The sequence below is a fragment of the Pseudomonas paraversuta genome (genome assembly GCF_904067025.1).
GTDB classification, from domain to species: domain Bacteria; phylum Pseudomonadota; class Gammaproteobacteria; order Pseudomonadales; family Pseudomonadaceae; genus Aquipseudomonas; species Aquipseudomonas paraversuta.
The window spans coordinates 1,602,974-1,617,581 of record NZ_CAJFDA010000001.1 but is presented as its reverse complement, the minus strand read 5'-3'; the positions used below and the strand labels follow the sequence as shown (position 1 = coordinate 1,617,581).

General features: G+C 59.3%; 12 protein-coding genes. 10 read left to right on the top strand and 2 right to left on the bottom strand.

What is annotated here, in order from left to right:
• The first annotated feature begins 71 nt into the window (after positions 1-71).
• The 10 genes from JQ848_RS07635 to trhP all read left to right on the top strand — a co-directional run bounded on the left by JQ848_RS07635 (position 72) and on the right by trhP (position 10,717).
• Positions 72-254: a hypothetical protein gene (locus JQ848_RS07635; protein ID WP_202210437.1), complete on the top strand. Its 183-nt coding sequence runs from the start codon at positions 72-74 to the stop codon at positions 252-254.
• 513 nt (positions 255-767) lie between these two features.
• Positions 768-2,021: an OprD family porin gene (locus tag JQ848_RS07630; protein ID WP_010656203.1), complete on the top strand. Its 1,254-nt coding sequence runs from the start codon at positions 768-770 to the stop codon at positions 2,019-2,021.
• A 705-nt stretch (positions 2,022-2,726) separates the two neighbouring features.
• Positions 2,727-3,554 carry an NAD-dependent epimerase/dehydratase family protein gene (locus JQ848_RS07625; RefSeq protein ID WP_003446957.1) on the top strand — a complete coding sequence of 276 codons (828 nt, stop codon included), beginning with the start codon at positions 2,727-2,729 and terminating at the stop codon, positions 3,552-3,554.
• A 41-nt stretch (positions 3,555-3,595) separates the two neighbouring features.
• Positions 3,596-4,483, top strand: coding sequence for a glucurono-1,5-lactonase (locus tag JQ848_RS07620; protein ID WP_202210436.1), 888 nt, complete (start codon positions 3,596-3,598; stop codon positions 4,481-4,483).
• A 62-nt stretch (positions 4,484-4,545) separates the two neighbouring features.
• Positions 4,546-5,529: a TRAP transporter substrate-binding protein gene (locus JQ848_RS07615; RefSeq protein WP_003446953.1), complete on the top strand. Its 984-nt coding sequence runs from the start codon at positions 4,546-4,548 to the stop codon at positions 5,527-5,529.
• Positions 5,530-5,590: 61 nt separating this feature from the next.
• Positions 5,591-6,118, top strand: coding sequence for a TRAP transporter small permease (locus JQ848_RS07610; RefSeq protein WP_003446944.1), 528 nt, complete (start codon positions 5,591-5,593; stop codon positions 6,116-6,118).
• A complete protein-coding gene (locus JQ848_RS07605) occupies positions 6,119-7,399 on the top strand; it encodes a TRAP transporter large permease (protein ID WP_003446942.1) in 1,281 nt (426 codons plus the stop codon). It begins immediately after the preceding gene.
• 96 nt (positions 7,400-7,495) lie between these two features.
• Positions 7,496-8,407, top strand: coding sequence for an EamA family transporter (locus JQ848_RS07600; RefSeq protein WP_003446941.1), 912 nt, complete (start codon positions 7,496-7,498; stop codon positions 8,405-8,407).
• A gap of 22 nt (positions 8,408-8,429) precedes the next feature.
• On the top strand, positions 8,430-9,311 hold the full coding sequence (locus JQ848_RS07595) for an aldose 1-epimerase (RefSeq protein WP_202210435.1): 882 nt from the start codon (positions 8,430-8,432) through the stop codon (positions 9,309-9,311).
• A 65-nt stretch (positions 9,312-9,376) separates the two neighbouring features.
• Positions 9,377-10,717, top strand: a complete 1,341-nt coding sequence (trhP, locus tag JQ848_RS07590; protein ID WP_161718361.1) for a prephenate-dependent tRNA uridine(34) hydroxylase TrhP — start codon at positions 9,377-9,379, stop codon at positions 10,715-10,717.
• A gap of 1,143 nt (positions 10,718-11,860) precedes the next feature.
• Here trhP and JQ848_RS07585 read toward each other — a convergent pair.
• Positions 11,861-12,589, bottom strand: a complete 729-nt coding sequence (locus JQ848_RS07585) for a dienelactone hydrolase family protein (RefSeq protein WP_003446930.1) — start codon at positions 12,587-12,589, stop codon at positions 11,861-11,863.
• A gap of 59 nt (positions 12,590-12,648) precedes the next feature.
• Positions 12,649-14,553, bottom strand: coding sequence for a molecular chaperone HtpG (htpG, locus tag JQ848_RS07580; RefSeq protein ID WP_202210434.1), 1,905 nt, complete (start codon positions 14,551-14,553; stop codon positions 12,649-12,651).
• Positions 14,554-14,608 lie beyond the last annotated feature (55 nt).

Sequence of the window (14,608 nt, the reverse complement as noted above, 5' to 3'; positions counted from 1 at the left end):
ACGGCAAATATACAGGCGCGCAGGCACATTACGGGATAAAGACGGCATGTCCCATGTCTGCAGGAGTGAGCTTGCTCGCAATTTTTTGCAACGCGGCAAGCAAAATCTCGCGAGCAAGCTCGCTCCTGCAAGGTTTCAAGCACCATATCCAGCAAGGCGGCACCCAGGGCTTTGCCATGGGCGTCGGGGCCAGCGAGCGGGTGGTAGGCCAGGGGCCGGGAATAAGACTGATGAAAAAAAGCCTGCAGGGCTAGCCGTTCACAGTGGTTGGCCAGCATGGGCGCATATTTCTCGGCTGCATTGGAATCAGGTCTGTATCATGCCCGGTCGGGTTTCAGGCTCACCTGCCGAGCCGAGGGTCCCGGGCTGCTGCACCGATCACATTTTTACTTTAATTGTTTGGCTGAACCTGCATTGACAAATCTGACCCAAGCTGTAAATAATCCGATGGATGTTGTACGACAACAGATAACAAAAATAAAAATAATCAAGGAATCTTTCGTATGAGCCCCTTCGTGTCCGCTCCCCGCCATGGCGCGCCGTTAATCCGCACTGGCCGCATGCCGGTCGTGTTTCCAGCACGATCCTCCACGCAACGATCACCTGCAGAATTTGCTGACGCCTAGTGCGCAAGCAAAAGACTCTCTCGCTTCAGCGACTTGAGTCGCCGCCCTGACTTCAGGGCACCACGCACGTCCTTTGAATCGCTGACCGCTCTTCTGACGGTCACGGGAAGTGCTATGCCAAAAAATGGGAGCGTAACAATAATGAAACATCAAAACACTCGGTCACTGGTCTTGTTCGGTCTTGGCAGCATGAGCCTGGCTTTACCGCTGACCGGCCTGGCTGAAGGCTTTGTGGAAGACACCAAGGCCACCCTTACCTTGCGTAATGCCTACATCAACCGCAACTTCACCAACCCGGACTATCCGCAGAGCAAGGCTGAAGAGTGGACGCAAAACTTCATTCTCGACGTCAAGTCCGGGTTTACCCAGGGTACCGTCGGTTTCGGGATTGATGTCCTGGGCCTGTACTCGCAGAAGCTCGATGGCGGTAAAGGCACGGTCGGCACACAGTTGCTGCCGACCCATGGCGATGGCGAACCGGCCGACAACTTCGGCCGTCTGGGTGTTGCAGCCAAGGCCAGGATCTCCAACACCGAACTGAAAATCGGTGAGTGGATGCCGGTACTGCCGATCTTGCGCTCGGACGACGGACGCTCACTGCCACAAACCTTCCGTGGCGGCCAGATCACCTCTAAAGAGATCGCCGGTCTCAACCTCTATGGCGGCCAGTTCCGGGGCAACAGCCCGCGTAACGATGCGAGCATGGAAGAGATGTCGCTTAACGGAAAAGGCGCGTTCACGTCCGACCGTTTCAACTTTGCCGGTGGCGATTACAGCTTCAACGACAAGCACACCCAGGTCGGCCTGTGGTACGCGCAGCTGGAAGATATTTACCAGCAGCAATTCCTTAACGTCCTGCACACCCAGCCTGTTGGTGATGTGACCCTGGGCGCCAACCTCGGCTATTTCTGGGGCAAGGACGACGGCAGCAAACTGGCCGGCGACCTGAACAACAGAACCGCATACGCCCTGCTTTCGGCCAAATACAAAGGCAACACCTTGTATGTCGGCCTGCAGAAAGTCAGCGGCGATGATGGCTGGATGCGCGTCAACGGCACCAGCGGCGGCACCCTGGCCAACGACAGCTACAACTCCAGCTACGACCTTGCCAAGGAGCGTTCCTGGCAGCTGCGTCACGACCTTGACTTCGCAGTGTTCGGCGTACCCGGCCTGACGATGATGAACCGCTACCTGAGCGGCGATAACATCCACACCGGCGCCATCACTGACGGCAAGGAATGGGGTCGCGAATCGGAACTGGCCTACACCATCCAGACCGGTACCTTCAAAGACCTGAACATGCGCTGGCGCAACTCGACCATGCGTCGTGACTACAGCACTAACGAATATGATGAAAACCGCATCTTTATCAGCTATCCGTTGTCGCTGCTGTAACCCCCTGTGGGAGCGGGTTTGTCCGCGATCGGATCAACGGGCTGTCACTGACAAACCGCAGCGTCTGAATCGCTGGCAAGCCAGCTCCCACACCTAGCGCATCCTTGCTGCCCGCTTCCCCTCTGGGAGTGGGTTTGTCTGCGGGGGGCGCACCGGGGTGTCGCTGACAAACCGCAGCGTCTTAATCGCTGGCAAGCCAGCTCCCACGCCCATCGTTGCTGCCCGCACCCCCTCTGGGAGCGGGCTCTTCTGCAGGGGGCGCACCGGGCTGTCGCTGACAAACCGCAGCGTCTTAATCGCTGGCAAGCCAGCTCCCACGCCCATCGTTGCTGCCCGCACCCCCTTTGGGAGCCGGCTCGTCTGCGGGGGGCGCACCGGGCTGTCGCTGACAAACCGCAGCGTCCTAATCGCTGGCAACCCAGCTCCCACACCCATCGTTGCTGCCCGCCCCCCCTCTGGGAGCGGGCTCGTCTGCGGCGGGCTGTCGCTGACAAACCGCAGCGTCTGAATCGCTGGCAAGCCAGCTCCCACGCCCATCGTTGCTGCCCGCTCCCACACCCATACGCTCGCCGTCATGATGACAAAATGATAGCGCCACACTATGTTTTGACCCTCGGTGCATTGACAACACCCTAAAGGACTGCGAATAATCCCGACCATGTCATACGACAACAGATGACATCAATAATAAAAAAGGGTCTCTTGATGGCAACCTCGCACACTGTCCAAAATCCCTTCAATCGCCTTCTTCTCACCGGCGCGGCCGGCGGCCTGGGGAAGGTACTGCGTGAAAGCATAAAGCCCTACGCCAGGGTTTTACGACTCTCTGATATTGCGCCTATGGCTCCCGCTGTCGACAGCAGCGAGGAAATACACCCCTGCGACCTCACCGACAAAAACGCCGTTCAGCAACTGGTTGAAGGCGTAGATGCCATCCTGCATTTCGGTGGAGTCTCGGTTGAGCGTCCATTCGAAGAAATCCTCGGGCCGAACATCTCCGGGGTCTTCCATATCTATGAAGCGGCTCGACGCCATGGCGTCAAACGGGTGATTTTCGCCAGCTCCAACCATGTGATCGGTTTTTACAAACAGGACCAGACCCTCGATGCCCGCTCCCCGCGCCGCCCCGATGGTTATTACGGTCTGTCCAAGTCCTATGGCGAAGACATGGCCACCTTCTACTTCGATCGCTATGGCATCGAAACCGTCAGCATCCGCATCGGCTCATCCTTCCCCGAACCGCAGAACCGCCGGATGCTCAGCACCTGGCTGAGTTTTGCCGATCTGACCCAATTGCTCGAACGCGCACTGTACACACCGGACGTCGGGCACACGGTGGTCTACGGCGCGTCAAACAATCCGAACCTGTGGTGGGACAACCGCTACGCGGCCCATCTGGGTTTTGCCCCCAAGGACAGTTCAGAGGTGTTTCGCGCCAAGGTTGAAGCCCAGCCAATGCCGGCGGCCAATGACCCGAGCATGATTTACCAGGGCGGAGCCTTCGTCGCAGCCGGCCCCTTCGGCGACGACTGAACACAGCCGCTGACAAGAACACGACCGACAGGGGTAGCCCCATGACCGCCGAACTCATTCTCGATGCACGCAATGCCACGGGCGAAAGCCCGGTCTGGAGCGCAGCAGAACAGGCGCTGTATTGGGTGGATATTCCCGCCGCACGCTTGCACCGCTGGAGCCTGATCGACGGTCGCAGCCAGAGCTGGGATGCCCCGCAAATGCTTGCCTGCATCGCCCGCAGCAGCGACGGCAGCTGGATCGCCGGCATGCAAAGCGGGCTGTTCAGCCTCAAGCCCCGGGCCGACGGTGCTCTCGACACCCGCCTGCTGGCAGGCGTTGACCATGCTCAACCCGGCATGCGCTTTAACGATGGCCGCTGTGACCGCCAGGGCCGCTTCTGGGCCGGGACCATGCTGCTGGACATGGCCGCAGGCGCGCAGTGCGGGGCGATGTATCGCTACAGCGCAGGTCAGACAGAACCGCTAACGGCTCAGCTGGACGGTTTTATCGTCCCCAATGGCCTGGCTTTCAGCCCCGACGGCAAAACCATGTACCTCTCGGACTCACACCCCCAGGTGCAAAAAATCTGGGCCTTCGATTACGCCATCGACAGCGCAACGCCGTACAACCGTCGCCTGTTCGTAGACATGCTGGAGCATCCGGGACGCCCCGATGGCGCTGCCGTCGATGCCGATGGCTGCTACTGGATCTGCGGCAATGATGCCGGCCTGATCCACCGTTTTACCCCTGCAGGCAAACTCGACCGCTCCCTTGCCGTACCGGTGAAGAAGCCTGCGATGTGCGCCTTCGGAGGTGCAGACATGGACACCCTGTTCGTCACCTCGATTCGTCCGGCAGGCGATATCAGCGATCAACCCCTGGCGGGCGGCGTGTTCGCCCTCAGGCCGGGAATCAAGGGGCTGGTGGAACCCGCCTTCAACAACTGACTGTTTACCGACATTGCTGATCCGACACCTTGATATAAAAAAAACAATATTTGGAGTGACCCATGGATTTCAAACGCACCTTGCTTATTGCTGCTCTACCGCTGGCTTTCTGCCTTTCGGGCGCTGCCCAGGCCGAAATCAAAATCAAATTCGCCGAAGTTCACCCGGCTGGCTATCCACCGGTAGTGGCCGAACAGGACATGGGCAAGAAGCTGCAGGATCAAAGTAACGGCGATATCAGCTTCAAGATGTTTGCCGGCGGCGTGCTGGGCTCCGAGAAAGAAGTGGTCGAGCAGTTGCAGTCCGGCGCGGTGCAAATGACCCGGGTCAGCCTCGGCATCCTCGGGCCGGTGGTCCCCGAGACCAATGCGTTCAACCTGCCCTTTGTGTTCCGCGACCAGGCACACATGCGCAAAATCATCGACGGTGAAATCGGCCAGGAGATGCTCGACAAGATCACCAACTCCGACTTCAACATGGTCGCCCTGGCGTGGATGGATGGCGGCACCCGCAACCTCTACACCAAGAAGCCTGTGCGCCAGATCGCAGACCTCAAGGGCATGAAAATCCGGGTCCAGGGCAACCCGGTATTTATCGACACCATCAACGACATGGGCGGCAACGGCATCGCCATGGCCACGGGCGAGATCTTCAGCGCCCTGCAGACCGGGGTGATCGACGGTGCAGAAAACAATACGCCGACCTTTCTCGAGCACAACCACTACCAGAACGCCAAGTACTTCACCTGGACTGATCACCTGATCCTGCCCGAGCCGATCGTGATTGCCAAAACCACCTGGCTCAAGCTCAGCCCGGAGCAACAGGCACTGGTGCAGAAGGTAGCCCGTGAAGCACAGATGGAAGAGCGCGTTCTGTGGGACAAAAAGTCTTCTGACGCTGAAGCAAAACTCAAGGCTTCCGGGGTGGAGTTCATCACCCTGACCCCGGAACAGAAAAAAGCCTTTTACGACGCCACTCAGCCTGTTCGTGACAAATACGGGGCGGACTACAAAGACCTGATCTCGCGTATTGAAGCGGTCCAATAAGCCTGTCCGATTATGCCGCGGTGACGGGCCCCGCCCCGTCACCGCCGCAGTGGTGAGCCCCATGAAAAATACCGTACTGCGCTTGAACGACATGCTGTATCGGGTCTGTATCGGGATCGCCGGTTTATCGGTGCTGACCATGACCCTGATCATTCCCTGGGGCATTTTTGCCCGCTATGTACTGGGCTCGGGCTCCAGCTGGCCAGAGCCCGTCGCCATCTTGTTGATGGTGGTTTTTACCTTCTTTGGCGCGGCCGCCAGTTACCGTGCCGGCGCGCACATGGCGGTGTCGATGGCGGTCGAAAGGATGCCGCCAATGGTGCGCAAACAGGCCGCCTTGCTGGTGCAGCTGCTGATGGTGGTGGTCTGCCTGTTCATGGCCGTCAAGGGCTTCAAGCTGTGCGCCACCACCTGGAATCAATTCCTCGGCGAGATGCCGTCCTTGCGGGTCGGGATTTCCTATTTGCCGATTCCCATTGGCGGGCTGGTGACCCTGGTTTTTGTCCTGGAAAAACTCTTTCTGGGTGACCAGAGCCATCGCCGCGCGGTGCGGTTCGACATCGTAGAAGCCAGCGAAGAGGCCGTCTAAATGGATGCTTTGGTATTGTTGGGCAGTTTTATTGCGCTGATCCTTCTCGGTATGCCGGTGGCGTACGCCCTGGGCCTTTCGGCGCTGATTGGCGCATGGTGGATCGATATTCCGTTCGACGCGCTGATGATTCAGGTTGCCGGCGGCGTGAACAAATTCTCCCTGCTGGCGATTCCGTTCTTCGTTCTGGCGGGTGCGATCATGGCCGAGGGCGGCATGTCCCGCAGGCTGGTGGCGTTTGCCGGGGTGCTGGTAGGTTTCGTACGCGGTGGCCTGTCACTGGTCAATATCGTGGCCTCGACCTTCTTCGGGGCGATTTCCGGCTCTTCGGTGGCCGACACCGCCTCGGTGGGTTCAGTGCTGATTCCGGAAATGGAACGTGCCGGTTATCCCCGGGAGTTCTCCACGGCGGTCACCGTCAGCGGTTCGGTCCAGGCTTTGCTTACACCGCCGAGCCACAACTCGGTGCTGTACTCGCTGGCTGCGGGTGGCACGGTGTCGATCGCCTCGCTGTTTATGGCCGGGATCTTTCCGGGGCTGCTGCTTAGTGCCGTGATGATGGGGCTGTGCATGATCTTCGCGCGCAAGCGCAACTACCCCAAGGGTGAAGTGATTCCGCTGCGCCAGGCGCTGAAAATCGCCGGCGATGCGCTCTGGGGCCTGATGGCCATGGTCATCATCCTCGGCGGCATTCTGTCGGGTATTTTCACCGCCACCGAGTCCGCGGCCATCGCCGTGCTCTGGTCGTTCTTCGTCACCATGTTCATTTATCGCGACTACAAATGGCGCGACCTGCCCAAGCTGATGCACCGGGCGGTGCGCACTATTTCCATCGTGATGATCCTGATCGGTTTTGCTGCCAGCTTCGGCTACATCCTGACGCTGATGGAGATCCCGATGAAGATCACCACAGCGTTCCTGACGCTGTCGGATAACCGCTACGTGATCCTGATGTGCATCAACGTCATGTTGCTGCTGTTGGGCACGGTGATGGACATGGCGCCGCTGATTCTGATCCTGACCCCGATCCTGCTGCCGGTGATTATCGGGATCGGTGTCGACCCGGTGCACTTTGGCATGATCATGCTGGTCAATCTGGGGATCGGGCTGATTACCCCGCCGGTGGGTGCGGTCCTGTTCGTCGGTGCCGCCGTGGGCAAGGTCACGATCGAAAACACCGTCAAAGCCCTGCTGCCGTTCTATGCGGCCCTGCTGCTGGTGCTGATGCTGGTGACCTACGTTCCGGCCATCTCGCTGTGGCTGCCAAGCGTGGTGCTGTAACCCCCCCTCTGTAGGAGCGAGCTTGCTCGCGAGCGGTTTAAAAGCTCGTTCCTACGGGTTTTCAGCTTTATTTCCAGCCAAGGAGGCTGGTTACTCATGTCTGCTCCTGCTTTGTTTCCCCGTCATGTCGCGGTGTTGCTGCTGGTGTTGCTGGCCTGTGCATTTGCCGGTAATCACATCGCCGCGCGGATCGCCTTTGACCATGACACCGGCCTGCTGCTGGCGATTCTGTGCCGCGCCGGCGTGACCCTGCTGGTACTGACCGGCCTGGTGCTGTGGCAACGTGAACGCCCCCGGTTAACCCCCGCCCACTGGCGCTGGCAAGTGCTGCTGGGGGTGCTGATCGCGGCGCAAAGCTTCTTTATCTATTCCGCCGTGGCCCGCATCCCCGTGGCCCTGGCATTGCTGATCGCCAACGTGGCGCCGATCCTGCTGGTGCTGCTGACCTGGGCCCTGGGCGGCTCGGCCCCGACCCGGCGGGCAGCGGTATTGATGGGCGTGATCATGTTCGGGCTGGCGTTTGCCCTGGACGTCCCCGAGCGCCTGTCGAATCAAGGCACAACCGAAGCACAATGGCTGGAAGGCATTGCCTTCGGGTTCGCCGCAGCTTCTGTGTTTGCCTGCGCGCTGTGGATCACTGACCACAAGCTGTCGAGCGTGCGCGGCACGGTGCGCAGCATGCTGACGATGCTGATTGTATTCAGCGTCGCGGCAGTCGCCGGGGTCAGCGGTGTATTGCCGGGAGGCGTTTCACTGCCCGGCTCGTCAACCGGCTGGACCGCCCTTGCCTGCCTAGTGGCTCTTTATGGGCTAGGGTTCTGCCTGCTGTTTATTTGCCTGACCCGCCTGGACATGGCGCGTAATGCCCCGGTCATGAACGTTGAACCGGTGGCCAGCCTGCTGTTTGGTTGGCTGATTCTGGACCAGTTGCTCAGCAGCAGTCAGGTGATCGGTGGCCTGATCGTGGTCGCCGGTATTGTAATGCTGACGTGGCGGCGTGCCGCGTGATTGCTCAGTGGAGGTAGCGGCCATGCGGCCCGAGACGTTGATCCTGGAAGACGGCCTGACCCGGCTGACACTGGCGCCGATGATCGGTGCCAGCATTGTCAACTGGAGTGTCGTCGCCAGCGGCCAGCCGCTGTTGCGCCCCAGTGCCGACACGGCATTGAACAGCGGTTTGCCGGGACGCCTGGCGTGCTATCCACTGGTGCCCTGGTCGAACCGCATCGGCGATGGCGGTTTTGACGGCCCGCAGCACTGGTTTGTGCTGCAGCCCAACAGCCCCACCTCAGCCCTGCCCATCCATGGCAGTGGCTGGCAACAACCCTGGAGTGTGATTGAGCACACCGCGCAGCATGCCTGCCTGCAACTCGATAGCACTGTGCCCTTCGCCTACCACGCGCAGCTGCGTTACCGCCTGATTGAAGGTCAATTGCGCATCGAACTGAGCGTTACCCATCAGGACGAACGTGCCGCCTGGCATGGCCTGGGGCTGCATCCCTATTTCCCCCGCACTCCCCGCACCCGCTTACAGGCCCGCACTGCACAGATCTGGCTGTGCGATACCGACGGGCTGCCCACACACCTTGCGCCCTTGACGGCCGAACGGGATTTCAACCAGCTCGCCAGCCTGCCCGAGACAAGACTCGACAACTGTTTTACCGGCTGGGATGGCCATGGGCTGATCAGCCAGCCGGATTTGGGCTACGAGCTGGAGTGCCGGGCCACGGGTGCCCCGTACTGCCTGGTGTACTGCCCTGCCGGAGAGGATTTTTTCTGCTTCGAGCCGGTCAGCCACCCGGTCAATGCCCATCACCTGCCAGGTCGCCCGGGCTTGCATTTATTGCACAAGGGGCAATCGGCGGGGCTGGCTTTGAGCCTGGGTTACCGGCCGCTCCGAGGCGTTTTGTAGACCCAGATCAATAGTGCGGCATTCGGCCTGGTCTACCATCGCGCCCTTTTGCGAATGACCTGACCATGCCACTTGCACCGCCCGAACTCCTTGCCCCTGCCGGCACCCTGAAAAACATGCGCTACGCCTTCGCCTATGGCGCCGACGCGGTGTATGCCGGTCAGCCACGTTATAGCCTGCGGGTGCGCAACAACGAATTCGACCACGACAATCTGGCCATCGGTATCGCCGAAGCCCAGGCTCAGGGCAAGCGCTTTTACGTGGTGGTCAACATCGCCCCGCACAATGCCAAGCTGCGCACCTTCCTCAAAGACCTGGAGCCGGTGATTGCCATGGGCCCGGATGCGCTGATCATGTCCGATCCGGGCTTGATCATGCTGGTGCGCAAACACTTCCCGCACATGCCGATTCATTTGTCGGTACAAGCCAATACCGTGAACTGGGCCAGTGTCGAATTCTGGCACCAGCAGGGTTTGAGCCGGATCATTCTGTCGCGGGAACTGTCGCTGGAAGAAATCGAGGAAATCCGCCAGAAAGTACCCGCCATGGAACTGGAAATTTTCGTGCATGGCGCACTGTGCATGGCCTACTCCGGCCGTTGCCTGCTGTCGGGCTACATGAACAAGCGTGATGCCAACCAGGGCAGTTGCACCAATGCCTGTCGCTGGAAGTACGAGGCAAAGCCGGCAACGGAAAACGAGCTGGGCAATGTGGTCAACATCGTTGAGCCAACCCTGGGCGTGGGAGCCCCCAGCGATGAAGTGTTCGTCCTGCACGAAGCCGGTCGCCCGGACGAACCGATGTCGGCGTTCGAGGATGAACACGGCACCTACATCATGAACTCCAAGGACTTGCGTGCGGTGCAACACGTTGCGCGCCTGACCGCGATGGGGGTGCACTCGCTGAAGATCGAAGGCCGTACCAAGTCGCATTTCTACTGCGCGCGGGCGACCCAGGTGTATCGCAAGGCGATTGATGATGCGGTGGCCGGTCGTGAATTTGACCACAGCCTGATGACCGATCTGGAGTCACTGGCGCAACGTGGTTACACCGAGGGCTTTTTGCGCCGCCATGTGCACGACGAGTATCAGAACTACCTGCATGGCAGCTCGCTGTCCCATCGCCAACAGTTTGTGGGCGAGCTCACCGGCGAGCGGCGCAACGGGCTGGCAGAAGTAAAAGTCAAAAACCGCTTCGCTTTGGGTGATCATCTGGAGTTGATGACGCCCCGGGGCAACTATCACTTCGATCTTGACCATCTACACAACAGCGCCGGGTTGCCGATTCAGGTGGCACCGGGTGACGGCCACACCGTATACCTGCCGATTCCGGAGCAGGTGGACTTGAACTACGGGTTGTTGATGCGGGATTTGACCGTAAGCGAAACCATAGAGCGCACGGCATAGCCCCACCTGACTTACAAACTTGAGGGAGCTGGCTTGCCAGCGATGCAGGCAACAGGCTGTGTCTGCAGGATTGAGCCGAAGCCATCGCCAGCAAGCTGGCTCCCACAGGGCCCATACACCCTTGTGGGAGCTGGCTTGCCAGCGATGCAGGCAACCAGCTGTATCTGCAGGATTGAGCCGAAGCCATCGCCAGCAAGCTGGCTCCCACAGGGCCCATACACCCTTGTGGGAGCTGGCTTGCCAGCGATGCAGGCAACCAGCTGTATCTGCAGGATTGAACCGAAACCATCGCCAGCAAGCTGGCTCCCACAGGCCCATACACCCTTGTGAGAGCTGGCTTGCCAGCGATGCAGGCAACCGGCTGTATCTGCAGGATTGAACCGAAACCCTCGCCAGCAAGCTGGCTACCACAGGGCCTATACATCATTGTGGGAGCTGGCTTGCCAGCGATGCAGGCAACCGACTGTATCTGCAGGATTGAGCCGAAGCCATCGCCAGCAAGCTGGCTCCCACAGGGCCCATACACCCTTGTGGGAGCTGGCTTGCCAGCGATGCAGGCAACCGACTGTATCTGCAGGATTGGGCCGAAACCATCGCCAGCAAGCTGGCTCCCACAGGGCCCATACACCCTTGTGGGAGCTGGCTTGCCAGCGATGCAGGCAACCGACTGTATCTGCAGGATTGAGCCGAAGCCATCGCCAGCAAGCTGGCTCCCACAGGGCCCGGACCTGACACTTAAACCATTGTGGGAGCTGGCTTGCCAGCGATGCAGGCACCGGCTGTATCTGCAGGATTGAGCCGAAGCCATCGCCAGCAAGCTGGCTCCCACAGAGCCCATACACCCTTGTGGGAGCTGGCTTGCCAGCGATGCAGGCAACCGACTGTATCTGCAGGATTGGGCCGAAACCATCGCCAGCAAGCTGGCTCCCACAGAGCCCATACACCCTTGTGAGAGCTGGCTTGCCAGCGATGCAGGCACCGGCTGTATCTGCAGGATTGAGCCGAAGCCATCGCCAGCAAGCTGGCTCCCACAGGGCCCATACACAATTGTGGGAGCTGGCTTGCCAGCGATGCAGGCAACCGGCTGTATCTGCAGGATTGGGCCGAAACCATCGCCAGCAAGCTGGCTCCCACAGTGTGGTGTCAGTCCCTGAACACATCATCCAGCAGGTTGTGCATGGCGGTGAACGCCCGGTGCGCGGTTTTGGCGTCGTACATCATTTTGCCCGGCACGTTGGCATGGGGATCAGTAAAGGAGTGCACGGCGCCGCCATAGCTGGTCAATTGCCAGTCGATGCCGGCAGCGTTCATCTCGGCTTCGAAAGCCGGCAGTTGCTCCCGGGGTACCAGCGGGTCGGAAGCGCCATGCAGCACCAGCACTGATCCGGTAATGCTTCTGGCATCGATCGGGTTGGGCGTATCCAGGGTCCCGTGAAAAGATACGGCCGCTTTCAACGGCGCACCACTGCGCGCCAGTTCCAGCGAGCAGCAACCACCGAAACAGAAGCCAAAGGTCGCCAGCTTGCTGCTGTCGACCACTGCCAGGCCCTGGTTTTTCAGCACGTCATAGGCTGCCCACATGCGCTTGCGCAACAAGGCGCGGTCGTTCTTGAGCGGCATCATCGCCGCGCCCGCCTCGTCGCCATTGGCGGGGCGTGTAGCCTGGCCGTAGAGGTCGGCGATCAACACCACATAGCCCTGCTCTGCCACCGACTTGGCGATCTCTTCGGCGCCCTCGCTGATGCCCATCCAGTTCGGTGCCATCAACAACCCCGGCAGCGGGTCTTCTCGACTCGGGTCAAAGGCCAGGCGGCCTTCGTATGGCAGGCCGTCGATTTGATAGGCAACGGAACTGACCGAAATAGATTTCATTAAAAACTCCTGAATTCGAAACAAAAAAAACCCGCCGAAGCGGGTTTTTTATAGCTCAGTTACACCGACAACTCTACTAACAGTTTGTTTAGACGACGGACATAAGCTGCCGGGTCTTTCAAACTGTCACCGGCCGCCAGGGCTGCCTGATCGAAGAGGATGTGCGACAGGTCGCCAAAACGCTCTTCGCTCGGCTCCGCATCGAGTTTCTCGATCAGCGGGTGAGCCGGGTTGAACTCGAAGATCGGCTTCGATTCCGGCACTTTCTGCCCGCTGGCTTCCAGGATCTGGCGCATTTGCATGCCCAGGTCCTGCTCACCGATGGCCAGAATGGCAGGTGAATCGGTCAGACGGTGCGATACCCGCACTTCGCTGACGCTTTCGCCCAGCGCTGCCTTGATGCGCTCAACCAGGCCTTCTTTGGACTTGGCGACTTCTTCTGCGGCTTTCTTGTCCTCTTCCGAGTCCAGGTTGCCCAGATCCAGATCACCGCGTGCCACGTCGACAAAGCTCTTGCCGTCGAAATCGCTGAGGTAGCTCATCAGCCACTCGTCGATACGATCGGTCAACAGCAGCACTTCGATGCCTTTCTTGCGGAAGACTTCAAGGTGCGGGCTGTTTTTGACCTGGGCGTAAGTGTCGCCGGTCAGGTAGTAAATCTTGTCCTGACCTTCTTTGGCACGGGCCAGGTAGTCGGCCAGAGCAACATTCTGTTCGCCGTCGTCACCGTGGGTCGAAGCAAAGCGCAACAGACCGGCGATTTTTTCCTTGTTGGCGGAATCTTCAGCCGGGCCTTCTTTCATCACCTGGCCAAAGTTTTTCCAGAAGCCCTGATATTTCTCAGGCTCGTTCTTCGCCAGTTTTTCCAGCATGTCGAGCACACGCTTGGTAAGCGCCGATTTCATGGAGTCGATGATCGGGTCTTTCTGCAGGATTTCCCGCGACACGTTCAGCGACAGGTCATTGGAATCGATCACACCTTTGATGAAGCGCAGGTACAACGGCAGGAACGACTCTGCCTGATCCATCACGAACACACGCTGTACGTACAGCTTCAGGCCATTGGGGGCTTCACGCTGATACAGGTCGAACGGAGCACGGGCCGGCACGTAGAGCAGCGAGCTGTATTCCAGCTTGCCTTCAACCTTGTTGTGGCTCCAGGCCAGCGGGTTCTCGTAGTCGTGGGCAATGTGCTTGTAGAACTCCTGGTATTCCTCGTCCTTGACTTCAGTGCGAGGACGGGTCCACAGGGCGCTGGCGCGGTTGACGGTTTCCCATTCCAGTGCCGGTGCTTCTTCGCCTTCTGCGACGGTCTGCTCTTTAGGCAGCTCGATTGGCAGGGCGATATGGTCGGAATACTTTTTGATGATGTTGCGCAGGCGCCAGCCGTCAGCGAACTCTTCTTCGCCTTTCTTCAGGTGCAGCACGATTTTGGTACCGCGATCGGCTTTCTCGACGGTTGCTACTTCAAACTCGCCCTCGCCTTTGGAGGACCAGTGCACGCCTTCGCTTGCAGGAGTGCCGGCACGGCGGCTGAAGACATCAACCTTGTCAGCCACGATAAAGGCCGAATAGAAGCCCACACCGAATTGACCGATCAGATGCGAATCTTTTTTCTGGTCGCCCGACAGGTTTTTCATGAAATCGGCGGTGCCGGACTTGGCGATCGTACCCAGATGGGTGATCACGTCATCGCGGTTCATGCCAATACCGTTGTCTTCGAGAGTGACGGTATTGGCGTCCTTGTCGAAGCTGACACGGATTTTCAGATCAGTACCGCCTTCCAGCAGTTCAGGCTTGGAAAGCGCTTCAAAACGTAATTTGTCGACAGCATCAGAGGCGTTCGAGATCAATTCGCGAAGGAAAATTTCCTTGTTGGAGTACAGCGAATGGATCATGAGGTGTAGCAGTTGCTTGACCTCGGTCTGGAAGCCCAGGGTTTCTTTTTGAGTTTCCACGCTCATTGTTATCAAACTCCGATTAGATGGCATGAGCCACGCCCGAGAGGGTTGGCGGCGG